Here is a 24,476-nt window from a genome sequence, read left to right on the forward strand (position 1 = left end):
ATATAGTAATTACTAGATCAATATCGCAATAGTGGGTCGGTCGAGCAAGAAGGATTCGGCGGATGACGATGACGGTCGAGACGCGGCGGCTGGCGCTGCGGCCGGTCGAGGCACAGGACGCGGCGGCCACCGCGCGGCTGATGACGCCGCTCGTCGCCGGCGAGCTGATCTCCTGGCCGTCGCCGATGACCGCCGCGCAGGCGGCCGAGCGCATCGAGCGCAGCGCCGCCGGGCTCGTCGCAGCCGACAGCGCCGACCTCGCCATCCTCGATCGCCGCTCGGGCGCGCTGCTCGGCTGGATCGGCGCCGCGGTGATCGGCGGCGAGCGGCGGCTGGGCACGCTCGGCTATTGGCTCGGCGAGGATTTTCACGACCAGGGCTATATGACCGAGGCGGCCCGCGCTGCCGTTCCCTGGTTCGCTCAGGCGCTGCGGCTCGATGCGATCGAAGCCTGCATCCACCCGCATAATTTCGCCTCGCAGGCGATCGTCGAGGGCCTCGGCTTCCAGTTGAAGGGCCGTCGGCGCATCTTCGCCGATACGCGGGGTGCCGAAGAGGATTTCATCACCTTTGCGGTGCCGAGCGCGGTGCTCTGCGCCGCCGCGGCACGGCGCGCCAACCGAAAGGCGGCGGCGATCGGCTAACCGCGAAGCGCGCCTCTCGCCCTACCCTTCCCGCGCGAGCGCCTGCTCGCGCGCGTGACAACTTGTTGCCCCTCGATGCCCGGTATATGGCTTTGAGATGACGGCCATCGCCGTCGGAGGGGGACAAGCCAATGCCGCGGCGTACGACCAGGAATTCGCTGGCGTCGGAACCGTCGGATCTGACCGACAACGAGGGCAGCCTGCTCGCCGTGATCCTGCGTCAGCAGCCGGTCACCGCCTATCAGGTGATGCGCATCTACGAACTGTCGCCGGTCGCCAGCTTCAACAAGAGCAAGGGCGGCCTCTACCCGGCGATCAATCGCCTGCGCGCCCGCGGCTTCATCAGCGCCGAGACCATCGAGGGCGACCGCCGCGGTTCCGAGCGGCTGTCCTGCACCGAGGCGGGCGGCGAGGCGGTGAAGCAATGGGTGAAGGATCTGCGCGAGCCGCACTTCCTGCCGATCGATCCGCTGCGCACCAAGGTGATGTCGTTTAACCTCCTGACCCGCGACGAGCAGATCGAGTGGATCGTCGACGCCAAGGCGCAGCTCGCCGCGAAGCTCGAGGAGGTCGAGATCTACGACACCACCGTCGAGATCCCGTTCCAGGCGCTGGTCCGCGACAATGCGGTCTCCGGCATCAAGTCGCGCATGCAGTGGCTCGATCGCCTGATGCAATATGTGGTGAAGGGCGGCGAGGCCGCCTGAATTTCCCGCGAGAGCGGCTGCGGTTCGACCGCTGATCACCGCCCCGCGACCTATCCAGTATTAATGAATTTCTATTAGTACCTTCTGGACTGCCGCATGTCGGCAGGGTGGTCGGCCTGCGGCCTGATAAGCGCGCGGCCAATTTTTCCTTTATAATCAACTTCATTGGCTGAGATCATCTCTGTTGCAGTTATGCAACGGCTGTGCGCAACTTGGTGCGTTCCGCACCACATTGCTTCTAATTTGGTTCTTACAGGACTAGTCGGCAAGGGTCGCGGCAGCCGCCCCCTGCGGGAGTGGGGGTGCCTGTCCGTCACATCTGACAGGAGGAAAAATGACCACCATCCGTTTCAAGCGCACGCTGGCGACGACGAGCGCCAGCATGGCGCTGGCGCTCGGCCTCACCGGCCAGGCGCTTGCCCAGACCACGGCGGACGCCGACACGACGGCCAGTGAAGAAGAGATCGTCGTCACCGGCTCGCTGATCCGCAATCCGAACCTCGAGGCGTCAAGCCCGGTATCGGTGATCGGCCAGGACGAGATCGAGTTGCAGCAGGCGAACGTCGCCGAAGAGCTGCTGCGCGAGTTGCCGGGTGCGACGCCGTCGATCGGTTCGGCGGTGAACAACGGCAACGGCGGCGCCTCGTTCGTCAACCTGCGCGGCATGGGTTCGAACCGCAACGTCGTGCTGCTCGACGGCCAGCGCATCGCGCCGTCGAACTTCGTCGGCCGCGTCGATTTGAACAACATTCCGCTGGCACTGATCCAGCGCACCGAGACGCTGACCGGCGGCGCGTCGACCACTTACGGTGCCGATGCGATCGCGGGTGTCGTCAACTTCATTACCCGCAAGGACTTCGCGGGCGCCGAGATCAACATCTCGGAGCAGATCACCGAAGAGGGTGACGGCAACCGCTTCCGCGCCGACCTCACCGTCGGTGCGAACTTCGACGATGGTCGCGGTAACGCGGTGTTCTCGGTCGGCTACCAGGAGACCGATCCGGTCTACCAGGGCGCGCGCGACATCTCGTTCCTCAACGTCGACTCGTTCACCGGCGTCGTCGGCGGCGGCTCGAACACCTCGGTTCCGTCGGTGTTCTCCTTCGCCCGTGCCGGCATCGTCGCCACCAGCCCGGCCCCGGCCGGGGTGCTCGGTGGCAACCGCCAGGTCGACCCGGCGCTCGGCGGCGCGGTGCGCGCCACGGGCACCAACAACATCTACGCGCCGTTCAACTTCAACCCGTTCAACATCTTCCAGACGCCGTTCCAGCGCTTCAACATGTTCGGCCAGGCGAACTACGAGATCGCCGACGGCGTGGAGATTTTCTCGCGCGGCCTGTTCTCGAAGAACACGGTGAAGACGATCATCGCCGGGTCGGGCGTGTTCGCCACCTCGGTGACGATCCCGGTGTCGAACCCGTTCCTGTCGGCCGGCCTGCGCTCGCAGTTCTGCGCCAGCAACGACTTCCAGCATGGCGGCGCCAACGGTTCTGGTGCCAACGCGGGTGCGGTGGGCAACCTCAACACCGCCGGCATCCAGACCTTGACCCCGGCCGAATGCGCCGCGGCCGCCTTGGCGACCTCGCCGACCGATCCGAACTACCGGACCTTCACCACCAACCTCAGCCGTCGCGCGGTCGAGGCCGGTCCACGTATCTCGGACTTCCGCACCCAGGTGTTCGACTATCAGGTCGGCCTGCGCGGCGACTTCAACGACAACCTCGGCTATGAATTCTCGGGCTCGTACGGCGAGAGCGAGAACATCCAGACGCTGCAGGGTTACGTCCTGACGTCGCGTACCCGCCAGGCGCTGCTCGCGACCAACGCGACCACCTGCCTCAACACCGCCAACGGCTGCGTCCCGGCCGACTATTTCGGTCCGGAAGGCTCGCTGTCGCCAGGCATGGTCAACTTCCTGACCGCCGAAGCCACCACCACCAACCGCACTTCGCTGGCGCAGGTTCGCGGCGCGGTGTCGGGCGACGTCGGCTTCACCTCGCCGTGGGCGGGCGAAGCCGTCGGCTTCGCGGTCGGTGCCGAGTATCGCGACTATACCGCGACGCAGAAGGCCGACACGCTGTCTCAGACCCCGGGCGAGCTCGGCGGCTCGGGCGGCGCCGCGCCGAGTATCGATGGCTCGTTCAACGTGAAGGAGATCTTCGGCGAAGTCGTCGCCCCGCTGGTCGAGGACAAGCCCTTCTTCGAAAGCCTTAGCGTCGAGGCTGGCGTCCGCTACTCGAAGTATGAAGTGCAGGCGCCGGGCAATCCGTCCTACGACAGCACGACCTACAAGGTCGGCGCCCAGTGGGAGCCGGGCTATGGTGTCAAGTTCCGCGGCCAGTATGCCCGCGCCGTCCGCGCCCCGAACATCGGCGAGCTGTTCACGCCGCTGACGACGGGCCTGACGACGCTCAACACCGATCCGTGCCAGGGCACCGCACCGCTCAACAACGCCGAACTCCGGGCGATCTGCCTTGCGCAGGGTGCGCCGGCCTTCACCATCGGCGGCATCCAGGCGCCGACCTCGGGCCAAGCCAACGTCACCGCCGGCGGTAATCTCGCGCTGAAACCGGAGAAGGCGGATACCTACACCTTCGGCGTGGTGCTGCAGCCGGACTTCGTGCCGGGTCTCAGCCTCGCGATCGACTGGTTCGACATCCGCATCAACGGCGCGGTCGGCGTGCCGACCACCGGTGACGCGATCGCGGCCTGCTTCGGCTCAACCCCGACGGCGCCGCCGGCAGGTGCGTCGCTCACTCCGGCATGCACCCGCATCGGCCGCGATCCGAACACCGGCAATCTGAACGGCAACCCGGCGAACACTTCGGGTCTGTTCCTCGAATCGTCGAACCTCGGCACCATCCTGACCCGCGGTATCGACCTGTCGGCGAACTACACCCGCGATCTCGGCTTCGCCAATCTCGCGATGAGCTTCGTCGGCACCTGGACCAAGGATTCGAAGTTCCAGGCAACCCCGACCGCGATCAACCGCGAGTGCGTCGGCTATTATTCGCCGAACTGCGGTTCGCCGGGTGGTCTCGGCACCGGCTCGATCCAGCCGGAGTACCAGTTCTCGCAGCGCACGACGCTCAGCTTCGGCGACGTCGACGTGTCGCTGCTCTGGCGCTTCCTCGACTCGGTGCAGTTCGAGCCGCAGCAGTTCGCCGACGACCTCGCCGCGGCGCTGGCCGACCCGACGGGCTGCCCGGATCCGCAGGGTGCGGACACCGGCGGCTGCCTCGTGCAGCCGGAGTTCCGCGACATCGGCGCCTACCACTACTTCGACCTGTCGACGCGGTTCGGCATCACCGAGAACATCAGCCTGACCTTCTCGGTCGAAAATCTGTTCGACAAGGCACCGCCGCTGGTCGGTGCGACGGTCGGTACCACCGCCTTCAACAGCGGCAACACCTACCCGTCGACCTACGACGCGCTGGGCCGCAAGTTCGCCGTCAGCGCCCGCGTCCGCTTCTAGCGCGACGCCGGGTCAAGACCGGACAGGGAAGGGCGGGCCGAAAGGTCCGCCCTTTCTCTTTGTCGGCGTCGAATTCCTAGTTCTAGGCGAACTAATATTAGTGCGTCTTCTGCCGATATCCCTCTATCGACACGGCTTGAGCGGTATTCCTGTTAGTGCTAAAAGGACTGATCTGGAGGAGACGCCGATGTCGATGACCGCTGTCGAGCGTGAGCAGTTCCGGGCCGCGATCCGCGCTGCCGCGCTGCCGCTATTTCTCGAACGGCCGATCGCCGACCTGACGCTGAAGGGCGTGGCCGAGGCGATGGGCGCCTCCTTCTGGGCGGTCTATCGCCAGTATGAAACGCGCGAGGTGCTCTACCGTGCTGCGGTGGCACCGCTGATCGATGAGGTCGCCGCGGTCGCCGCGCGCACGCCGCGCACCACCGCCTCGGTCGGTGCCGCTGTCGGCGCCTGCGTCCGTCATGCCGTCGAGCTGATGCAGGGCGCACGCTACCGCGACATGTTCTACCTGCTGCTGCGCGACGGCGCCGGGCAGGACTGGATCGAGCCGATCTATCGCGACCGCATCGTCGGCGCGCTGGTGCGTGGCTTCGAAGCGGCGGTGCGTCGCGCCGGCGACCAGCATGGCCTGGTAATCGGCATTCAGCCCGGCACCAGCCAGCGCGTCATCCGCACGCTGGAAAGCAATCTGCTGCTGCCGAGACTGCTGCCCAATTCGGTGCCGCTGTCCGACGAGGAAGTGGCGGCGGCGCGTCAGGCGGCGGTCAACGGCCTGATGGCGGCAACCTATGCGGTGGAGTTTGCCGAACCCGCCGCAGCCTGATCCCGATATTCAGTGGCTCTGCACGACTGGCGGCCCTTCGGGGTCGCCATTTTTCGTCAGCGCGCGTCGGCCTGCGCCGGCGGCACCATCACCCGCTCGATCACCGCGAGCAGCCGGTCGGCGGCGAAGGGCTTCTCGATGAAATCGGCGGCGCCGAGGCGCAGCACTTCGTCGGCGTCGGACTGGTTGCCGTGGCCGGTCATGATGATGACGGGGGCGGTCATGCCGCCGCTCGCCAGCCGCTTCAGCACGGTAACGCCGTCGATGCCCGGCATGCAGATGTCGAGCAGCACGCAGCCGTCGGGCTGCGCGCGGGTCGCCTCGAGGAATGCCTCGGGCGTGTCATAGGCCTGCGAATCGATATCGGCACTCGACAGCAGCCAGCGCAGCGAATCGCGCACCGGCTGATCATCGTCGACGATATGAACGAAGCGGCTGCCCATCACCCTCTCATGGCGGCCCGGCAGGGTCGCGGGGTCCAGTGGAGCGCGACTATGCGCAGGGCAATGTTCGCTGCCTATCTGGGAACTTAACGAGGGTGGTCCGGGCGCGCCGGCCTGAAACACAAATGCGCCGAGCGACAAACCCGCCAAACGCAAACGGGGCGAGCCGTTGCCGGCCCGCCCCGTCTGTTTCAGTCGGCGTGTCGCTTAGATCGACTGGATGCTCGTCGCGGCCTGCTTGCCGCGGCGGTCGACCTCCAGCTCGAAGCTGATGCGCTGGCCCTCGGCCAGGTCATGCATGCCCGACCGCTCGACAGCCGAGATGTGGACGAACGCGTCCGGCGCGCCATCGTCGCGCTGAACGAAGCCGAAGCCCTTCTGGCCGTTGAAGAACTTCACCGTACCCTCATAGCGCGTGCCGTCACTCGGCGTACGCTCGAAGCCACCGGCGCCGCCCGGACGCGGGCCGCGGTCGCCGCGGTCCTCGAAGCTGCGCGGCTTCGGCTCGATGATCTCGCCCTCGATGACCAGGTCGGTCGCCGAGATGCGGCCGTTGCGGTCGGTAAGGGTGAAAGCCAGCTTCTGGCCCTCGGCGAGCTCGCGCAGGCCGATCGACTCGACCGCCGAGATGTGAACGAACACATCCTCGCCGCCGTCGTCGCGAACGACGAAGCCGAAACCCTTCTGCGCGTTGAAGAACTTGACGGTGCCCGTCGCGTTGCCGACCGCGATGCCCGGCGAGAAGCCGCCACCACCACCGCCGCCACGACCGCCGCCGAAGCCACCACCGCCGCCGCCGCCGAAGCGGCTGCCGCCGCCACCGCCGCCGAAGCGATCACCGCCACCGCCGCCGCCACCGCCAAAGCGATTGCCGCCGCCGCCGTAACCGCCGCCGCCACCGCCGCCGAAGCCACCGCGTCCACCGCCGTAGCTGTCACCGCCGCCGCCGCCGCCGAAATCGCGGTCGAAGCCGCCACCACCGAAGTCGCGGTCGCCGCCGCCGCGCTTATCGAACCCACCACGGCCGGATCCACGCCGGCGATTGTCGAAGCTCATTTAGGGAAATTCTTTCGTATCATCATAAGTGAGCGGCCCAATACCACCGCCCGGCAAAACGCCCTTCGGCACACAAAGCTGCGCCGACCGTCGGCCATAGACGAAAAAAGGGAGTCGCGCGAGGCTGAATCCGTGGAGCGCCCCTGGGGCGCGAGGAGTCGAGCGCCGGGCGGGTTCAATCCTCGCCGCCGCCGGCCTCCAGTTCGTGCGCGACTCGGCTGGCGAGCGCGGTCAGCGCCGCCGCCTGCTCGGCGGTCAGCTCACGCGGCCGGGTATCGATCACGCACAGCGCGCCGAGCTTCTGCCCCTCCGAGGTGACCAGCGGCGCGCCGGCATAGAAGCGCACCCCCGGATCGCCGCGCACCAGCGGGTTGCCGCCGAAGCGGCTGTCGAGCGCGGCATCGTTGATCACCATCGGCGCGTCGCCGTTGATCGCGTGGCCGCAGAAGGAGACGGCACGCGGCGTCTCGTCGGCATCGACTCCCTTTTCGGCAACGAACCATTGGCGGTCGCGGTCGATGATCGAGATCGCCGCCATCGGCGTGCCGATGATGTCGGCGGCCTGCTGCACCATCTTCTGGAAGGCGGGCTTGCGGGCGAGGCGCGCCAGCTCGAGCTTGTCGATCGCCCCCTGCCGCGTGGCCTCGTCCGCCGGCACCGGCGGCGGCATGAAGCCATGGTCGTCGGAGGCAAGCGCCAGCCGCAGGCTGTTTTTCCCCGAGCGCTTCACCTCGTACATGAGCGCATCGGCCATGCCGAGCAGCCGCTGCTGGTCGGCGACATCGCCGGCGCGAACGATGACGGCGCCCATGCTGCAGCTGACCGCATGGGGCAAGCGGTCGAGCGCGGTGCACAGCCGGGTGTGGATCGCCGCCGCGGTCGCATAGGCGTCGGCGAGGTCGTCGATGCCGCGCAGCAGCACGAACTCGTCGCCGCCGACCCGGCCAAGCAGGTCGTCCGCGCGCACTTCCTGCCGCGCTGCATCGGCAAAGGCGCGCAGCACGTCGTCGCCGGCGGCGTGTCCCGCCGTGTCGTTGACCGCCTTGAATCCGTCGAGGTCGAGATAGGCGAGCATCAGCCCGCCGCCGCGTCGCGGCAGCCGGGCCAGCGCCTCGTCGGCCGCTTCCATGAAGGCGCGCTTGTTGAGCGTACCGGTCAGCGCATCGATCGACGCCATCTCGCGCGTGTCGTCGAAATGCCCGCGCACCGTGCCGAGCAGCAGCGCTACGAGCGAGAAAGGCACGATGGCCGACCCCGCGTTGAAGATCAGCACCCCCGGCGTGGCGACGCCAACGTCGCCGGCATAGGAGATGGTGCGTGCCACCGCCGCTGCGACCGCCGTGATCAGCCCCGCCTTGATGCCGAGCGCCCAGGCGGCCATGCAGACCGGCAGCACGTAGAAGGCGCCGAGGTTGACCTCGCGCACGATCGCAAGATCGAGCCCGCCGACCACGATCAGCATCAGCGCGCTGAGCGCCACGACCGTCGGCCGCGCGAGATGGGTGAGCCAGTGGGCCGCCCGCTCGAGGACCGGCTCGACCCTCGATCCTGTCGCTGTCGTCTTCACGATCGCCCGCCTAGCAGAAACCCGGGTTATTGCGAACCGGCGGCCACCGTCGTTTGCGACCGCTTGAAACCGACACGCGGCACCGGTAGTTCTGCGCTCATGCGGGCCGGGCCCCTCTGACGATCGCTTCGGCGATGGTGATGTCGGACCGCATCGAGTGCGCTCGATGCAGGTCTTCGTTCTTTTCTCGCATCGAGCCCTCGAAATCTGACGCCGGATCGAGGAGCTGCTGTCGATGAATCACGCCGTTTTCGCCCTCCCTATGACGGAGCTGCACCATGGTTGAGGGCCTTCAGGCGCTCTTCACCGATCCCACCGCCTGGGCGGCGCTGATCGCGCTGGTCATCATGGAAGTGGTGCTCGGCATCGACAATCTCATCTTCATCTCGATCCTGTCGAACAAGCTGCCCGACGGGCAGCGGCAGAAGGCGCGTCGCCTTGGCATCGCCCTCGCCCTCGTCATGCGCCTCGCGCTCCTGTCGATGATCGCCTGGATCGTCGGGCTGGTGGCGCCGGTGTTCGACCTGGGGCTTACCGGGCCGCTCGACGCGACCGGCCGACCGACCTTCGAGACCAATTTCTCGTGGCGCGACCTCATCCTGATCGCCGGCGGCCTGTTCCTGATCTGGAAGGCGACGAAGGAAATTCACCATTCGATGGACCCGGTGCCGACCGGCGACGTGCTCGACAAGAAGAGCGTCGTGACGCTGACCTTCAGCGCGGCGATCATCCAGATCATCCTGCTCGACATGGTGTTCTCGATCGATTCGATCCTCACCGCCGTCGGCATGACCGACAATCTGGCGGTGATGGTGATCGCGGTTCTGGTCGCGGTCGGCACGATGCTGCTCGCCGCCGATCCGCTGGCGAATTTCATTGCGAAGAACCCGACGGTGGTGATGCTGGCGCTCGGCTTCCTGCTGATGATCGGCGCGGTGCTGATTGCCGATGGCTTCGGCGTGCATGTGCCGAAGGGCTATATCTACGCGGCGATGGCCTTCTCGACGCTCGTCGAGATGCTCAACATCTTCTCGCGCCGCGCCCAGCAGCGAAAGGCCGCGAAAAACACGTAAGCGGCGGTTCAGTCGGTCCCCGGCAAACGCGGGTTGCGGCCCGCGCCGCCGGGGACTAACCCAGAGCCATGACGGTCTATCTGCATGTGGGCGACCTGCCCGAAGGCGTTTTCGGGCCCGGCCCGATCGCGGTCGACACCGAGGCGATGGGGCTCGACCCCAATCGCGATCGGCTGTGCGTCGTCCAGCTGTCCGACGGCGGCCCCGACGAGCATCTCGTCCGCTTCGATCCCGGCCGGTATGACGCGCCCAATCTGAAGGCGCTGCTCGCCGACCCGGCGCGGCTGAAGCTCTATCATTTCGCGCGCTTCGATCTCGCGATGATGAAGGCCTATCTCGGGGTGATGGCCGGCCCGGTCTATTGCACCAAGACCGCGTCGCGGCTGGTCCGCACCTACACCGACCGCCACGGTCTGAAGGACCTGATCAAGGAAACCATCGGCGTCGATATCTCCAAGCAGCAGCAGTCATCCGACTGGGGTTCGCCCGAGCTGTCCGACGCGCAGAAGGAATATGCGGCGTCCGACGTGCGTTTTCTCCACCGCGTGAAGGAAGTGCTCGACGTGCGCCTGGCGCGCGAGGGGCGCACCGAACTGGCAAAGGCTTGCTTCGACTTTCTGCCGCACCGCGCCGAACTCGACCTCGCCGGCTGGCCCGAAGCCGACATCTTCGCGCATGTCTAAAAGCGGCTCCGCCATGCGCGCCAACGCGGCGCCGCCGGGCGGAAGCTGGGACCGCACCGTCGCGATCCTGAAGCTGGCGCTGCCCGCCGGCGCGGCCGCGGTGCTCGCCGCCTGCCTGATCTGGCCGCTGACCAGCCAGCAGGAATTCTCCTTCATCCTGTCGAAGGACCGCGTCGCCGAGGCGCAGGAGCGGCTGCGCATGGACCGCGCCGTCTATCGCGGCGAGGACAGCAAGGGGCAGCCCTTCACCATCCGCGCCGCGAGCGCGGTGCAGAAGACCTCCGACACCCCGATCGTCGAGTTGCGCGCCATCTCCGCCGAGCTGCGCACCGCCGATGGCCCGGCGCGCGCCGATGCCGATGTCGGCCGCTACGACCTCGAGCGCGAGCGCATCGACGTGGTCGGCCCGGTCAAGCTGCGCTCGGCCGCCGGCTATGCGCTCGACACCAGCGATGTCAGCCTCGACCTCGCGACGCGGAAGGTCACGGGCAGCGGCAAGGTCGACGGCAAGATGCCGCTCGGCGCCTTCACCGCCGGCCGCCTCACCGCCGACGTCAACGGCCGCAGCGTGGTGCTCGACAAAGGCGCCTCCTTGCGGATCGTGCAGCGCTGACGCACATGGTCGCCATGCGTCCGCTCCTTTTCCTCGCGCTTGCCGCGCTGCTCGCCGCCCCCGCCGCCTCGCAGGGGGGCCTCGGCAATTCGGCGCTCGCCCGCCACGACACCAAGGCGCCGATCGACATCGACGCAGCCCGCATCGAGGTGCGCGACCGCGACAATCAGGCGATCTTTTCGGGCAATGTCGTCGTCCGCCAGGGCAATATGACGCTTCAGGCCGGGCAGCTCCGCGTCTTCTACCAGCGCGCGCAGGGCGACGATCTCGCTATCCTGCGCATCGATGCCGAGGGGGGCGTGACCTTGGTCAGCCCCTCGGAGCGCGCCCGCGGCTCCTACGGCGTCTACGATGTCGAGGACCGGCAGCTCACCATGATCGGCAACGTCGTGCTGACTCGCGGCGATTCGGTGCTGCGCGGCCAGCGCCTCGGCATCGACTTGGAGACCGGCCGCTCGACGCTCGACGGCGCGTCGTCAGGCGGCGCGACGGGGAGCAGTGGCACGCGGGTCACAGGCCGCTTCGTCGTACCGGAACGTCGCGCCAACCCTTAGACTCCGCTTCCCAAAGCGAAATTCCTGCGCTTATATGCACGAAGCGCGCCAAGTGGTGCGCCCAAGTGTGAAGAAGCGTGTAGGAGTTCAGTGGGGCATGGCCGACGGTACGGCAGTGATGGAGCGCGGTGCCGCAGGGCCCGCCGACGCCGCCAACGGCCTGTCGGTCGTCTCGATCGGCAAACGCTACGACAAGCGCGTCGTGCTGCGAGACGTGTCGATGAGCGTCCAGCGCGGCGAGGTCGTCGGCCTGCTCGGTCCCAACGGCGCCGGCAAGACCACCTGCTTCTATTCGATCATGGGGCTGGTGATGCCCGATCAGGGCCGCATCATGCTCGACGGCACCGACATCACCGCGCTGCCGATGTACCGGCGTGCCGCGCTGGGCTTGGGCTATCTGCCGCAGGAAACCTCGATCTTCCGCGGTCTCACCGTCGAACAGAATATCCTGGCGGTGCTCGAAGTGTCGGAGCCCGACAAGGAAGCCCGCGCCGCGCGGCTCGAAAAGCTGCTCGACGAATTCTCGATCAAGCGGCTGCGCAGCGCCCCGGCGATGGCGCTGTCGGGCGGTGAGCGCCGCCGCTGCGAGATTGCCCGCGCGCTCGCCGCCGATCCGTCGATCATGCTGCTCGACGAGCCGTTCGCCGGCATCGACCCGATCTCGATCGCCGACATCCGCGACCTTGTCTACCATCTGAAGGACCGCGACATCGGTGTGCTGATCACCGATCACAACGTCCGCGAGACGCTGGAGATCGTCGACCGCGCCTGCATCATCTACGACGGCCGCGTGCTGTTCGAGGGCACGCCCGAGGCGCTGGTCGCCAACGAGGACGTGCGCAGGGTCTACCTCGGCGAAAGCTTCGAGCTTTGAGGGCCTCCCCCGACCTTGGACGTCATTCGTGATGTCACGGAGAGCCCGAATGGGAAGGAGCGGGCGCGCAGGCGGGCCTTTTGGCCCCCGGCAAGCGTCCGCGACGCCCCCATTCGGGCTCTCCGTGACACCCGAAGGGCGCCGTCAGGAAGGCCGGATCAGCGCTCCGCTCGCTTGCCAGCTAGCCCTAGCTAGCTGGCCGCACTCGCTCACTCGCTCCGGCCTTCCTGACGGCGTCACGAACGACGTCCAAGGTCGGGGGAGGCCCTAACGATGGCCTTAGGACCTCGCCTTGACCTGAGGCAGTCCCAGCNCTTAGGACCTCGCCTTGACCTGAGGCAGTCCCAGCAGCTGGTGATGACGCCGCAGCTTCAGCAGGCGATCAAGCTGCTGACGCTGACCAATCTCGAGCTGGAAAGCTTCATCGTCGGCGAGCTGGAGAAGAACCCGCTGCTCGAGGCGACCGCCAGCGAGGGCGAGCCGATCAACGGGCCGGAGGAGCGCCCCGAGCTTCCCGACGACATCGCCGGCACCGGCGCCGACCTGCCCGACGACGGCTTCGAGGCGGCCGACCCCGTCACCGCCGACCGGCTGATGGAGGCCGGCGACAGCGGCGCCGACGGGCCGCTCGACGTCGACTATGTCGCCGAGACCTTCCACCATGATTCGGGTTCGGACCTGCCGGCGCAGCAGGGGCTCGATGGCGGCCTCGGCCTTAACGGCACCACGACCAGCGGTGCCGGCGGCGGCGAGCTGCCCGACGGCTTCGAGACGATGCTCTCCGACGACCTGTCGCTGCATGATCATCTGTTCGCGCAGGCGGGATCGGCGCTCGACGGCGCCGACCTCGTCATCGCGCAGCATCTGATCGATATGATCGACGAGGCTGGCTACCTCGACGGCCAGATCGCCGATGTCGCGGCGCGACTGTCGACGCCGCTCGGCCATGTCGAGCGGGTGCTGAAGGCGATCCAGAGCTTCGACCCGACCGGCGTCGGTGCGCGCAGCCTCGCCGAATGTTTGAAGCTGCAGGCGCGCGAGGCCGATCGCTGCGACCCGGCGATGGCGCGGCTGCTCGACAATCTCAACCTGCTGGCGCGTGGCGACATGGCGGCGCTGCGGCGCATCTGCGGCGTCGACCAGGAAGACCTGACCGACATGATCCGCGAGCTGCGGACCTATAATCCCAAGCCCGGCCTCGCCTTCGGCGGCGAGCGGGTGCAGACGGTGGTGCCCGACATCTATGTCGCGCGCACGCCCTCGGGCGGCTGGGCGGTCGAACTCAATACCGCGACCCTGCCCAAGCTGCTGGTCAACCGCAGCTATTATGTCGAGCTGGCGGCAGGCGCGAAGAACCGCGATGCGAAGAGCTACCTCTCCGACTGCCTCGCCTCGGCCAACTGGCTGGTGAAGGCGCTCGACCAGCGGGCCCGAACCATCGTCAAGGTCGCGACCGAACTGGTCCGCCAGCAGCAGGCCTTCTTCGAGCAGGGCGTCCATCAGCTGAAGCCCTTGAACCTGCGCGCCATTGCCGAGGCGATCGGCATGCATGAATCGACGGTCAGCCGTGTCACCTCGAACAAATATCTGTCCTGCGACCGCGGGCTCTTTGAGCTGAAATATTTCTTCACCTCGGCGATCCAGTCGTCGGAGGGCGAGGAGGCGGTGTCGTCGGAGGCGGTGAAAACCCGCATCCGCGCGCTGATCTCGGCGGAAACCGCCGACACCATCCTGTCCGACGACAAGCTGGTCGAGGTACTGCGCGCCGAGGGCTTCGATATCGCGCGGCGCACGGTGGCGAAATATCGCGAGGCGCTCGGCCTCGGCTCCAGCGTCCAGCGCCGCCGCGCCGCGCTGCTGAACGGCGCCTGCGCGGCTTAGCGCCGACCCGTCATCCCCGCGAAGGCGGGGACCCAGTCCAACAAATGACTTTGCCCGCTGCCGCGGGCGCCTCTCATCGTGCTGGATCCCCGCCTTCGCGGGGACGACGAAGAGGGGTCAATCCGCTGGCAGCCCGTCGATGAACCCGTCGATCTCCGCCGCGACGCGCTCGGCGACCGGCTCGTGGAACAGCCAGTGGCTGGCGCCCGGCAGTTCGCGATAGTCGACCTGGCCCGTCAGCTGCCGCGCCGTCGCGCGCGCGGTCGATACCGAGGTGATGCGGTCATGGTCGCCGACCAGCACCAGCGCCGGCATGTTGAGCCGCGCATAGTCGACCTTGGTGCCCTTCGCCGGATCGGCCCAGGCCATCGCGGTCTGGAACAGCACGCGGCCCGAATCCCAGATCAGCGCGTCGATCTCGCGCTCGGCGATGTCGGCGGGCACCTCGTTGAAGATGCCCCAGCGCGCCCGCTCGCGATCGATCAAGGTCGGCTTCTTCCACCAGCTCTTCTGCGTCGTCACCCCGAACACGGTGCGCAACGGCGCAAGGCTGATGCTGCCCGTCGTCGCGGTCGGCGCCGGCGACAGCAGCACCAGCGCCCGCGGCGGCAAGCGCTCGGCGGCGAGCTGCGCCAGCATTCCGCCCATCGAATGGCCGATGATCACCGGCGCCTCGTCTAGCTGCTGGAGCTGGTCGATCAGGAAGGCGACATAGTCGCCGACGCCGATCTCGCCGAGTTGCGGCGCGGGCGGATCGCCCGGCTCGGCATCGTGGAAGGGCAGCGCCGGCGCATAGGTCTTGTGACCGCGCGCTTCGAAATGCGCACGCAGCCCGTCCCACACGCGCGGGCGGCTCCACATGCCGTGGATGAAGAACAGCGGCGGCCGGTTCATGCGCGCGACCTTACTGGACGACGCCGCTGGCGGCGAGCACCGCCATCGTCACCACGTCCGAAGCGCCCGAGGTCATCGGCACGATCTGCACCGGCTTCGCCATGCCGACCAGCATCGGGCCGATAACGCGGCCGCCACCGATTTCCTTCAGCAGCTTCGCCGAGATGTTGGCGGCGTGGAGACCCGGCATGATCAGCACATTCGCCGGCCCCGACAGGCGCGAGAAGGGATAGACTTTCGCCATGTCGCGGTTGAGCGCGACGTCGGCCGACATTTCGCCCTCATATTCGAACGGCACCTGGCGTGTATCGAGGATCTCGACCGCCTCGCGCAGGTTGCCGACGATCGTGCCGGCCGGGTTGCCGAAGTTCGAATAGGACAGGAACGCAACACGCGGTTCCTGCCCGAGCCGCTTCGCCACCGCCGCGGTCTGCTCGGCGATGTCGGCGAGCATCTCGGCGGTCGGCCGCTCGTTCACCGCGGTGTCGGCGACGAAGATCGTCTGGCTGCGGCCGACGAACATGTGGATGCCGAAGGGGATATGGCCGTCGGCCTGGTCGATGACCTGGCTGACCTGCCCCATCACCTGTCCGAAGTGGCGGGTGACGCCCGACACCATCGCATCGGCCTCGCCGAGATCGACCATCAGCGCCGCGAAGATGTTGCGCTCATGGTTGACCATACGCTCGACGTCGCGCGGCAGGTGGCCCTTGCGCTGCAGCCGCGCGTACAGCCGCTCGACCATTTTCGGGACCAGCGGTGAGTTGGAGCTGTTGTGGATCTCGAAAGCATCGAGATCATCGACGCCGATCCGCACCAGCGCATCCTTCACCGCCGCCTCGCGGCCGACCAGCACCGGAATGCCATAGCCGGCGTCGCGGAACGACACGGCGGCGCGCAGCACCACTTCCTGTTCGCCCTCGGCGAACACCACGCGGCGCGGGTTGGTCCGCGCCGTTTCGAAGCTGCCCGCGAGCACCGAAGTGGTCGGGTTGAGCCGGGCGCGCAGGTCGTGGCGATAGGCGGCCATGTCGGCGATCGGCTTCTTGGCGACGCCGGTGTCCATCGCCGCCTGCGCCACCGCCGCCGGCACCACGTCGATGAGGCGCGGATCGAAGGGGGCGGGGATGATATAGTCGCTGCCGAACTTCTTGGTGCCGCCACCATAGGCCGAGGCGACCTCGTCGGGCACCGCCTCCCGCGCCAGCGAGGCCAGCGCACGCGCCGCGGCGAGCTTCATCTCCTCGTTGATTGTCGTGGCGCGCACATCGAGCGCGCCGCGGAAGATGTAGGGGAAGCCCAGCACGTTGTTGACCTGGTTCGGATAGTCCGAGCGGCCGGTGGCGACGATCGCGTCCTGCCGAACCGCCGCAACCTCCGCCGGCGTCACTTCGGGGTCGGGGTTGGCCATCGCGAAGATGATCGGCTTGTCGGCCATCGACTTCACCATCGCCGGCGTCACCGCGCCCTTGACCGAGAGGCCGAGGAACACGTCGGCGCCGCGCATCGCGTCTTCGAGGCTGCGCGCGTCGGTCTTCGCCGCATGCGCCGACTTCCACTGGTTCATGCCGTCGGTGCGGCCCTGGTAGATGACGCCCTTTGAATCGCACATCAGCACCTGATCGTGCGGCACGCCCATCGCCTTCACCAGCTCGGTGCAGGCGATCGAGGCGGCACCGGCGCCGTTCACCACCATGCGCACGTCCTTGGGATCGCGGCCGGTCAGGTGCAGCGCGTTGATCAGGCCGGCGACGGCGATGATCGCGGTGCCATGCTGATCGTCGTGCATCACCGGGATGTTCATCTTCTCGCGCAGCCGCTGCTCGATGACGAAGCATTCGGGGGCCTTGATGTCCTCGAGGTTGATGCCGCCGAAGCTCGGCTCCATCAGCGCCACGGCGTTGCAGAAGGCGTCGACATCCTCGGTGGCGAGCTCGAGATCGATCGAGTCGACGTCGGCGAAACGCTTGAACAGCACCGCCTTACCCTCCATCACCGGCTTCGACGCCAGCGCGCCGAGATTGCCCAAGCCCAGGATGGCGGTGCCGTTGGAGATGACGGCGACGAGGTTGCCCTTCGCCGTATAATCGTAAGCGGTCTCGGGATCGGCGGCGATCGCGCGCACCGGCACCGCGACGCCGGGCGAATAGGCGAGGCTCAAATCGCGCTGCGTCGCCATCGGCTTCGTCGCGATCACCTCGATCTTGCCGGGCCGCCCCGACGAGTGGAACAGCAGCGCCTCGCGGTCGGAGAACTGAACGTCGGTCTTCTCGGCCATTATCATCTCCCCAGATATCCCTGCTTAGGGGCCGCCCTCCCTTTTTCGCAAGGGGGCGCGCGCAAAACCCGTTCTGCGCGGCCGATGACGCCGCTATGACGGGGGCGATGAACGCCCCCATGTCCCCCGCCATTCCCGCCTCGGCGACGCCGATGATGGCGCAATATCTCGCGATCAAGTACCAGGCGCCCGACTGCCTGCTCTTCTATCGCATGGGCGATTTCTACGAGCTGTTCTTCGACGACGCGGTCGCCGCCGCCGCCACGCTCGACATCGCGCTCACCAAGCGCGGCCAGCATCTCGGCGAGGACATTCCGATGTGCGGCGTGCCGGTGCATGCCGCCGAGAATTATCTCGCCCGCCTGATCAAGGCCGGCCACCGCGTCGCCATCGCCGAGCAGACAGAAGATCCGGCCGAGGCGAAGAAGCGCGGGTCGAAATCGGTGGTCGCGCGCGACATCGTCCGGGTGGTCACGCCGGGCACCCTGACCGAAGACGCGCTGCTCGACGCGCGCGCACACAATTATCTCGCGGCACTCGCCGAGGTTGGCGACATGCTGGCGCTGGCGTGGTGCGACGTGTCGACCGGCGGCTTCCGCACCTTGGCGCTCAGCCGCGCGACGCTCGACGCCGAACTGGCGCGCCTGTCCCCCGCCGAGCTGATCGCCCCCGAAGGCCTTGCGCCGATCCCGGCCACCGAACTGCCGCGCGACCGCTTCGATTCCGGGCGCGGCGCCGAACGGCTGAAGCGGCATTTCGGCGTGTCGACGCTCGACGGCTTCGGCAGGTTCGAGCGGGCCGAGCTAGCCGCCGCCGGCGCGCTGCTCGCCTATCTCGAAGAGACGGGCAAATCGTCACTGCCGCAACTGTCGCCGCCGCAGCCGCAGCTCGCCGGCAGCGCCATGCTGATCGACGCCGCCACCCGCGCCAGCCTCGAACTCACCCGCTCGGCCGCCGGCACGCGCGGCGGCAGCCTGCTCGATGCGATCGACCGCACCGTCACCGGCGCCGGCGCGCGGCTGCTCGCCGACGATCTTGCCGCCCCGCTGACCGACGCGGCGATGGTGGCGGCGCGCCACGACATGGTCGGCTGGTTCGTCGAGGACGCGATCACCCGCAGCCGCACCCGCGACGCGCTGCGCAGCGCCCCCGATCTCGAACGCGCGCTCTCCCGCCTGTCGGTCGGCCGCGGCGGCCCGCGCGACCTCGGCATGATCCGCGACGGCCTCGCCGCCGCCGTCGAGCTGAAGGCGATGCTGGCCCGGGCGGCCACCGTCGAGCTGCCACCGCTTCTCACCGCGACGCTCGCCGAGATCGGCGATCATGCCGCGCATATCGCCGCGCTCGCCGCCGCGCTGGTCGCCGAGCCGCCGCTCGACATGGCTAACGGCGGCTATATCGCACCGGGCTACGACGCCGCGCTCGACGAGCTGCGCAGCGCCTCGGCCGATGGCCGGCGGCTGATCGCCGCGCTCGAGGCGCGCTACCGCGACGAGACGGCGATCCCCGGATTGAAGGTCCGGCACAACAATGTGCTCGGCTACCATATCGAGGTGACGCAGAAGCACGCCGATGCGCTGATGAAGGCGGACTCAGGCTTCATCCACCGCCAGACGCTTGCCGGCGTCGTTCGCTTCGGCACCCCCGAGCTGCACGACCTCGCGACCAAGATCCTGCACGCCCACGACCATGCGCTCGCCGCCGAGGCCGCGCATTTCGAAGAGCTGCGCGGCGGCGTGCTGGCCGAAGGCACCGCCATCCGCGCCACCGCCGGCGCACTCGCCCGCATCGATGTCGCAGCGGCGCTCGCCGAACTGGCGGCAGGCGAGGGCTGGGCGCGCCCGACGATCGACGACGGCGCCGGTTTCGCCATCGAAGGCGGGCGGCACCCAGTGGTCGAGGCCGCGCTGCGCCGGTCGCGCGAGCCGTTCGTCGCCAACGACTGCGACCTCGGCCCCGCCTCCCGCCTGTGGCTGATCACCGGCCCCAACATGGCGGGTAAATCGACCTTCCTTCGCCAGAATGCGCTGATCGCCGTGCTGGCGCAGATGGGCAGCTTCGTGCCGGCGGCCAGCGCCAAGCTCGGCATCGTCGACAAGCTGTTCAGCCGCGTCGGCGCCTCGGACAATCTCGCGCAGGGCCGGTCGACCTTCATGGTCGAAATGGTTGAGACGGCGGCAATCCTCAGCCAGGCGACGTCACGCTCGCTGGTTATCCTCGACGAGGTCGGCCGCGGCACCTCGACCTACGACGGCCTCGCCATCGCCTGGGCGGTGCTGGAGGCGGTGCATGACGATCTCGCCTGCCGCTGCCTGTTCGCGACGCACTATCACGAGCTGACGCGGCTTTCCGACCGGCTCGACTGCCTGTCGCTGCATACGGTGAAGGTGCGCGAGTGGAAGGGCGAGCTGGTGTTCCTGCACGAGCTGACCGCCGGCGCCGCCGACCGCTCCTACGGCCTCGCCGTGGCGAAGCTCGCCGGCCTGCCGCCGCCCGTGGTGGCGCGCGCCGGCGAGGTGCTGGGGCGGCTGGAAGCGGGCAAGGCGAAGACCGGCGGGCTGGCAGCCGCGCTCGACGAGTTGCCGCTGTTCGCCAGCGTCGCCAAGGCCGAGCCGGCTGCGATCGCCGATGCGCTACGTGCCCGCCTCGACACGATCCGCCCCGACGACCTCAGCCCGCGCGAGGCGCTGGAATTACTCTACGAGCTGAAGGCATTGCGCGGCGACGGATAGTCCCCTCGCCCGCTTGCGGGAGAGGGAGGGGCCCGCCGCGAAGCGGTGGGAGGGTGAGGGTGTCTGCCGGACGGAAGCTCGCTGACGCTCGCACACCCTCACCTAACCTCTCCCGCAAGCGGGAGAGGGACACACTCAGTCCTCGCCATACCCGCCGATCGCGTCGAACATCGCGGTCAGCGCCTGGCGCTCGGCTTCCGACAGCTCCGGGCGCCACACTTCGAACAGCAGGATGGCGCGGGCGCTCGTCCCGTCGTTCCACGCCTCATGCTCGATACTGTCGTCGAACAGCAACGCCTTGCCCGCCTCGACCGTCCGCGTCTGGTTACCGACGCGCAGGCGGCACCCCTCGGGCACGATCAGCGGGATGTGGCAAATGAGGCGGGTGTTCAGATAGCCGCTGTGCGGCTCGATATGCGTGCCGGGCTTCAGGATCGAGAACAGCGCCATCGGCGAGCGGCCGGCGATGCGCGGGATCGGCGCCTTGGCCAGCGCCGCCATCGTCACCGGGCAGCGCGCGGCGTTCGCCGCGACCGGCTCGCCACTTTTCCACAGGTGGAAGGCGCTCCAGCGCGTGTCGTCGAGCAGCGCGTGCGGCCGTGCCGGCCGGTCCTTCGGCCTTTCGATGTAGGGCACCGTGCCGCTGTCGTCGGCGAGTACGCTTTCCGCCTCGGCGCGGATCGCGTCGGCCATCGCCTCGATCTCGACCAGCCACGGGAAGTCGTGCGGCTCGTAGAAGGCGGTGTGCGGCAGCCCGGGGTAGAAGAAGCTCTTCGGCTCCTGGAAATAGGGCTGCTTCCGGCCCGTCATGATGTCGATCGCCTCGGCGAAGCGCGGCGGCCGCGTTGCGCCGGCGCCGTCGAGCGCCGCCTGCAGATGCGCCTCGAACCGCGCGTCGGTCGCCGCCTTGGCATCGGCGGCGCGGCGCAGCCGCTCAAGCAGATCGGCCGGCAGCCCCTGCTGCTCCGCCGCGATGCGGATCGCCTGCCCGTACCAGCCGGTGGCGGCGCGGTCGTCACCCTGGGCGGCGAGCGCGTCGCCCTTCATCGTCATCGCGTAGAGGTTGGTGTGATCGACGGCGAGCACGCGGTCGACCGCGCCGCTTACCGCCGGCCAGTCGCCGAGCGCCTCGCAGGATTGCGCGAGGAGCAGCCAGAGTTGCGGGGTGGCGCGCCCGGTCGCGACCACCGCTTCGAAGGCGGTGCGGGCGGCAGCGGCATTGCCGGCGCGAAGCGCGGCGACGCCGGCCTCGGCCTGCGTCTGGATGTCGGTGGGAGAAGAAGCCATGCGCGCTTCCTAGGCCGCGGCAACTCCTCGCGCAAATGCAGCGGATGGCGCTCGCGCGCATCCATGCCTAGATAGCGGCCATGTCGTGGCGCTTCGACCAGATACCCAACCGCCGGGCGATCATCGATCGCCGTGCGCTCGCCGATGGCCTGCGCGCCATCGAGGCGGCGACCGACGATATCGCAGCGCGCCGCCATCAGCTCGTCGCGCTGCTGCGGCAGGCGATGAAGGATGGCCGCGCCGAGCTGAAGTGCCGCATCGCCGAGACGCCGCACCGCGGCATCGAGCTGGCGTCCTCCTATGCCTTCCTCACCGACCAGTTGCTGCGCCTGACCTACGACTTCGTCACTCAGTCGATGTACCGGGTGATCAACCCGACCACCGCCGAGCGTATGACCCTGGTCGCGGTCGGCGGCTACGGGCGCGGCGAGATGGCGCCCTTCTCTGATGTCGACATCATGTTCCTCACGCCCTGGAAGCAGACGGCGTGGGGCGAGCAGGTCATCGAATCGATCCTCTATATCCTCTGGGATCTGGGCCTGAAGGTCGGCCATAGCAGCCGCTCATTGGACGAGATGGTGCGCGCGGCGAAGGAGGATCTGACGATCCGCACCGCGCTGCTCGAGGCGCGCTTCGTCTGGGGCGACCAGCCGCTCTATGACGAGGCCGCGGCCCGCTTCGCCCGCGAGGTCGTTTCCGGCACCGCCCGCGCCTTCGTCGCCGACAAGCTTACCGAGCGCGACGCGCGCCACAAGCGGATGGGCGACAGCCGCTATGTCGTCGAGCCCAATCTGAAGGAGGGCAAGGGCGGCCTGCGCGATCTGCACACGCTCTTCTGGATCGGCAAATATGCCTATCAGGTGCAGAGCGTGCCCGAGCTGGTCGAGAAGGGCCTGCTGACCAAGGCCGAGCTGCGCCAGTTCCTGCGCGCCGAAAATCACCTCTGGGCGGTGCGCATCAACCTCCACGACCTCGTCGGCCGCGCCGACGAGCGGCTGACCTTCGATGTGCAGCGCGAGCTGGCCGCGCGCCTGCGCTACGCCGAGCGGCAGGGGATGAGCGCGGTCGAGCGCTTCATGCGCCATTATTTCCTCACCGCGCGGCAGGTCGGCGACCTGACCGGCCTGTTCCTCGCGCATCTGGAGGAGAGCTTCGGCAAGAAATCCTCGTGGCTGCCGACGCTCAACCGCCGCCCGCGCAAATTGAACGGCTTCTCGCTGGTGCGCGGCCGCATCGGCGTGCCGTCCGACGATTTCTTCCGCGAGGACCCGATCCGGCTGCTCGAGCTCTTCCAGCTGGCCGACGCCAACGGCCTTGAGATCCATCCGCTGGCAATGCGGCAGGCGGGCCGCGACGCCGTGCTGATCACCGAGATCATCCGCCGCGACCCGCGCGCCAACAAGCTGTTCCTCGACGTGCTGACCAACAAGCGCGACCCGGAAACGGTGCTGCGCTGGATGAACGAGGCCGGGGTGTTCGGCCGCTTCGTGCCCGACTTCGGCCGCGTCGTCGCGCAGATGCAGTACGACATGTACCACCATTATACGGTGGACGAGCACACCATCCGCGCCATCGGCCTGCTCGCCAGGATCGAGAAGGGCGAGCTGAAGGAGGATCACCCGCTCGGCAGCGCGATCATCCATCAGATCGTGTCGCGGCGCGTGCTCTATGTCTCGGTGCTGCTGCACGACATCGCCAAGGGGCGGCGCGGCGACCACAGCGAACTCGGCGCCGACGTGGCGATGAAGCTGTGCCCGCGCTTCGGGCTGACCGCCGCCGAAACCGAGACCGTCGCCTGGCTGGTGCGCTGGCATCTGCTGATGTCGAACACCGCGTTCAAGCGCGACCTCGCCGACTTCAAGACCATCCTCGACTTCAGCGAGGCGATCCAGTCGCCCGAGCGCCTGCGCCTGCTGCTGCTGCTCACCGTCGTCGACATCCGCGCGGTCGGCCCCGGCATCTTCACCCAGTGGAAGGCGCAGCTGCTGCGCGACCTCTATGAATCCGCCGAGGAAGTGCTTCGCCTCGGTCACAAGCAGACAGGCCGAAACGAGCGCATCGCGGTGAAGCAGGAAGCGCTCGCCGCCACCTTGGGCTGGAAAGGTGACCGCTTCACCAGGCTCGCCAAGCGCTTCTTCGATCCCTATTGGATTGCCGAGACGCCCGAGGCGCTCGCCGTCAACGCGCGGCTGGTCGCCGAGGCCGACGCGGCGGGGCAGCCGCTCGCCGTCGCCACCACCGTCGAGGCCGGGCGCGGCACCACCCTGGTCTCGGTCTACGCCGCCGACCATCCGGGTCTTTTCTACCGCATCGCCGGTGCGATCAGCCTCGCCGGCGCCAACATCCTCGACGCGCGCATCCACACCACGCGCGACGGCATGGCGCTCGACAATCTCGTCGTGCAGGATCCGCTCGGCGGCCCGTTCGACGAGCCGGCGCGGCTCGACCGGCTGCGCCAGACCATCGAGGACGGCCTCGCCGGCCGGGTGAAGCTCGCCGACCGGCTCGCCGCGCGCCCGCTCGCAAGGCGCCGCGCCGAGGTGTTCAACGCCGAGCCCAACGTGCTGATCGATAACCGTGCGTCGAACCGCTACACGGTGGTCGAGGTCAACGCGCTCGACCGGCCGGCGCTGCTCTATGCGCTGACCTACGCGCTGTTCCAGGCGCGCGTGACCATCCATTCGGCGCACATCGCCACCTATGGCGAGCGCGCGATCGACGTCTTCTACCTGACTGACCTGATGGGCGAGAAGATCGACAACGGCCCGCGGCTGAAGGCGCTCGAAAAGAAGCTCCTCGCCATCGCCGCCAGCCCCGAGGCCAAGGCCGAAGCGGCGTAGCGAGATACGCTCCTCCAATTCCGTCATACCGGCGAAAGCCGGTATCCAG

Annotated in this window: 19 protein-coding genes; 12 read left to right on the plus strand and 7 right to left on the minus strand. The window is 68.1% G+C overall.

The genetic code is table 11. The features are described 5' to 3' along the window. Positions 1-62: 62 nt before the first annotated feature. The 4 genes from ACFOMD_RS16830 (at position 63) to ACFOMD_RS16845 (ending at position 5,652) form a co-directional block, all read left to right on the plus strand. Complete coding sequence (locus ACFOMD_RS16830; protein ID WP_380863527.1) at positions 63-644, plus strand: GNAT family N-acetyltransferase; 582 nt, start codon at positions 63-65, stop codon at positions 642-644. 131 nt (positions 645-775) lie between these two features. Continuing rightward, the gene (locus ACFOMD_RS16835) at positions 776-1,351 is read left to right on the plus strand and encodes a PadR family transcriptional regulator (protein ID WP_380863529.1); all 576 of its coding nucleotides are present in this window, start codon (positions 776-778) and stop codon (positions 1,349-1,351) included. Positions 1,352-1,685: 334 nt separating this feature from the next. After that, a complete protein-coding gene (locus tag ACFOMD_RS16840; RefSeq protein ID WP_380863531.1) occupies positions 1,686-4,826 on the plus strand; it encodes a TonB-dependent receptor plug domain-containing protein in 3,141 nt (1,046 codons plus the stop codon). 187 nt (positions 4,827-5,013) lie between these two features. Next, positions 5,014-5,652 carry a TetR/AcrR family transcriptional regulator gene (locus ACFOMD_RS16845; protein WP_380863533.1) on the plus strand — a complete coding sequence of 213 codons (639 nt, stop codon included), beginning with the start codon at positions 5,014-5,016 and terminating at the stop codon, positions 5,650-5,652. A 56-nt stretch (positions 5,653-5,708) separates the two neighbouring features. Here the strand turns inward: ACFOMD_RS16845 and ACFOMD_RS16850 are convergent, their stop codons facing one another. The 4 genes from ACFOMD_RS16850 to ACFOMD_RS16865 form a co-directional block, all read right to left on the minus strand. Then, positions 5,709-6,095 (minus strand): response regulator transcription factor, encoded by a 387-nt coding sequence (locus ACFOMD_RS16850; RefSeq protein ID WP_380863535.1) that lies wholly within the window; start codon positions 6,093-6,095, stop codon positions 5,709-5,711. Positions 6,096-6,302: 207 nt separating this feature from the next. Next, a complete protein-coding gene (locus ACFOMD_RS16855; protein WP_380863537.1) occupies positions 6,303-7,151 on the minus strand; it encodes a cold-shock protein in 849 nt (282 codons plus the stop codon). Between the two features lie 175 nt (positions 7,152-7,326). Further along, positions 7,327-8,718: a diguanylate cyclase gene (locus ACFOMD_RS16860; protein ID WP_380863539.1), complete on the minus strand. Its 1,392-nt coding sequence runs from the start codon at positions 8,716-8,718 to the stop codon at positions 7,327-7,329. A 97-nt stretch (positions 8,719-8,815) separates the two neighbouring features. Then, a complete protein-coding gene (locus ACFOMD_RS16865) occupies positions 8,816-8,998 on the minus strand; it encodes a hypothetical protein (RefSeq protein WP_380863541.1) in 183 nt (60 codons plus the stop codon). Here ACFOMD_RS16865 and ACFOMD_RS16870 point away from each other — a divergent pair. From ACFOMD_RS16870 to rpoN, 6 genes are all read left to right on the plus strand, one after another. Continuing rightward, complete coding sequence (locus tag ACFOMD_RS16870; RefSeq protein WP_380863543.1) at positions 8,997-9,791, plus strand: TerC family protein; 795 nt, start codon at positions 8,997-8,999, stop codon at positions 9,789-9,791. The two genes, ACFOMD_RS16865 and ACFOMD_RS16870, sit on opposite strands and share 2 nt — an antisense overlap. Before the next feature lie 68 nt (positions 9,792-9,859). Further along, positions 9,860-10,474, plus strand: a complete 615-nt coding sequence (locus ACFOMD_RS16875; RefSeq protein ID WP_380863545.1) for a ribonuclease D — start codon at positions 9,860-9,862, stop codon at positions 10,472-10,474. A 13-nt stretch (positions 10,475-10,487) separates the two neighbouring features. Continuing rightward, on the plus strand, positions 10,488-11,087 hold the full coding sequence (lptC, locus tag ACFOMD_RS16880) for an LPS export ABC transporter periplasmic protein LptC (RefSeq protein ID WP_380863547.1): 600 nt from the start codon (positions 10,488-10,490) through the stop codon (positions 11,085-11,087). A 14-nt stretch (positions 11,088-11,101) separates the two neighbouring features. After that, the gene (locus tag ACFOMD_RS16885) at positions 11,102-11,641 is read left to right on the plus strand and encodes an LptA/OstA family protein (RefSeq protein ID WP_380863549.1); all 540 of its coding nucleotides are present in this window, start codon (positions 11,102-11,104) and stop codon (positions 11,639-11,641) included. 97 nt (positions 11,642-11,738) lie between these two features. Then, the gene (gene lptB / locus ACFOMD_RS16890; protein WP_380863551.1) at positions 11,739-12,515 is read left to right on the plus strand and encodes an LPS export ABC transporter ATP-binding protein; all 777 of its coding nucleotides are present in this window, start codon (positions 11,739-11,741) and stop codon (positions 12,513-12,515) included. Positions 12,516-12,788: 273 nt separating this feature from the next. Beyond that, on the plus strand, positions 12,789-14,396 hold the full coding sequence (gene rpoN / locus ACFOMD_RS16895; RefSeq protein ID WP_380863553.1) for an RNA polymerase factor sigma-54: 1,608 nt from the start codon (positions 12,789-12,791) through the stop codon (positions 14,394-14,396). A gap of 117 nt (positions 14,397-14,513) precedes the next feature. Here rpoN and ACFOMD_RS16900 read toward each other — a convergent pair whose 3' ends face one another. Both ACFOMD_RS16900 and ACFOMD_RS16905 read right to left on the minus strand, forming a co-directional pair. Continuing rightward, positions 14,514-15,290 (minus strand): alpha/beta hydrolase, encoded by a 777-nt coding sequence (locus tag ACFOMD_RS16900; RefSeq protein ID WP_380863555.1) that lies wholly within the window; start codon positions 15,288-15,290, stop codon positions 14,514-14,516. Positions 15,291-15,300: 10 nt separating this feature from the next. Next, on the minus strand, positions 15,301-17,568 hold the full coding sequence (locus ACFOMD_RS16905; RefSeq protein ID WP_380863557.1) for an NADP-dependent malic enzyme: 2,268 nt from the start codon (positions 17,566-17,568) through the stop codon (positions 15,301-15,303). Positions 17,569-17,675: 107 nt separating this feature from the next. Between ACFOMD_RS16905 and mutS the strand changes: the two genes are divergently transcribed. Further along, entirely contained in the window at positions 17,676-20,300 is a 2,625-nt protein-coding gene (gene mutS, locus ACFOMD_RS16910; protein WP_380863559.1) for a DNA mismatch repair protein MutS, read from the plus strand. A 135-nt stretch (positions 20,301-20,435) separates the two neighbouring features. Here the strand turns inward: mutS and ACFOMD_RS16915 are convergent, their stop codons facing one another. Next, positions 20,436-21,587: an aspartyl/asparaginyl beta-hydroxylase domain-containing protein gene (locus ACFOMD_RS16915; protein ID WP_380863561.1), complete on the minus strand. Its 1,152-nt coding sequence runs from the start codon at positions 21,585-21,587 to the stop codon at positions 20,436-20,438. An 80-nt stretch (positions 21,588-21,667) separates the two neighbouring features. On the opposite strand from ACFOMD_RS16915, the gene ACFOMD_RS16920 reads away from it, so the two are divergent. Continuing rightward, positions 21,668-24,427 (plus strand): [protein-PII] uridylyltransferase, encoded by a 2,760-nt coding sequence (locus ACFOMD_RS16920; RefSeq protein ID WP_380863563.1) that lies wholly within the window; start codon positions 21,668-21,670, stop codon positions 24,425-24,427. The last annotated feature ends 49 nt before the right edge of the window (positions 24,428-24,476 follow it).

The organism is Sphingoaurantiacus capsulatus (assembly GCF_042648405.1).
Lineage (GTDB): Bacteria > Pseudomonadota > Alphaproteobacteria > Sphingomonadales > Sphingomonadaceae > Sphingoaurantiacus > Sphingoaurantiacus capsulatus.

Bases quoted from the DNA above. Each gene is read 5' to 3' on its own strand.
- ACFOMD_RS16875 (WP_380863545.1), top strand. From the start codon at position 9,860: ATGACGGTCTATCTGCATGTGGGCGACCTGCCCGAAGGCGTTTTCGGG.
- ACFOMD_RS16870 (WP_380863543.1), top strand. From the start codon at position 8,997: ATGGTTGAGGGCCTTCAGGCGCTCTTCACCGATCCCACCGCCTGGGCG.
- ACFOMD_RS16845 (WP_380863533.1), top strand. From the start codon at position 5,014: ATGTCGATGACCGCTGTCGAGCGTGAGCAGTTCCGGGCCGCGATCCGC.
- ACFOMD_RS16915 (WP_380863561.1), bottom strand. From the start codon at position 21,587: ATGGCTTCTTCTCCCACCGACATCCAGACGCAGGCCGAGGCCGGCGTC.
- ACFOMD_RS16835 (WP_380863529.1), top strand. From the start codon at position 776: ATGCCGCGGCGTACGACCAGGAATTCGCTGGCGTCGGAACCGTCGGAT.
- ACFOMD_RS16885 (WP_380863549.1), top strand. From the start codon at position 11,102: ATGCGTCCGCTCCTTTTCCTCGCGCTTGCCGCGCTGCTCGCCGCCCCC.
- ACFOMD_RS16905 (WP_380863557.1), bottom strand. From the start codon at position 17,568: ATGGCCGAGAAGACCGACGTTCAGTTCTCCGACCGCGAGGCGCTGCTG.
- ACFOMD_RS16830 (WP_380863527.1), top strand. From the start codon at position 63: ATGACGATGACGGTCGAGACGCGGCGGCTGGCGCTGCGGCCGGTCGAG.
- ACFOMD_RS16855 (WP_380863537.1), bottom strand. From the start codon at position 7,151: ATGAGCTTCGACAATCGCCGGCGTGGATCCGGCCGTGGTGGGTTCGAT.
- ACFOMD_RS16920 (WP_380863563.1), top strand. From the start codon at position 21,668: ATGTCGTGGCGCTTCGACCAGATACCCAACCGCCGGGCGATCATCGAT.
- ACFOMD_RS16850 (WP_380863535.1), bottom strand. From the start codon at position 6,095: ATGGGCAGCCGCTTCGTTCATATCGTCGACGATGATCAGCCGGTGCGC.
- ACFOMD_RS16840 (WP_380863531.1), top strand. From the start codon at position 1,686: ATGACCACCATCCGTTTCAAGCGCACGCTGGCGACGACGAGCGCCAGC.
- ACFOMD_RS16900 (WP_380863555.1), bottom strand. From the start codon at position 15,290: ATGAACCGGCCGCCGCTGTTCTTCATCCACGGCATGTGGAGCCGCCCG.
- ACFOMD_RS16865 (WP_380863541.1), bottom strand. From the start codon at position 8,998: ATGGTGCAGCTCCGTCATAGGGAGGGCGAAAACGGCGTGATTCATCGA.
- mutS (WP_380863559.1), top strand. From the start codon at position 17,676: ATGAACGCCCCCATGTCCCCCGCCATTCCCGCCTCGGCGACGCCGATG.
- lptC (WP_380863547.1), top strand. From the start codon at position 10,488: ATGCGCGCCAACGCGGCGCCGCCGGGCGGAAGCTGGGACCGCACCGTC.
- lptB (WP_380863551.1), top strand. From the start codon at position 11,739: ATGGCCGACGGTACGGCAGTGATGGAGCGCGGTGCCGCAGGGCCCGCC.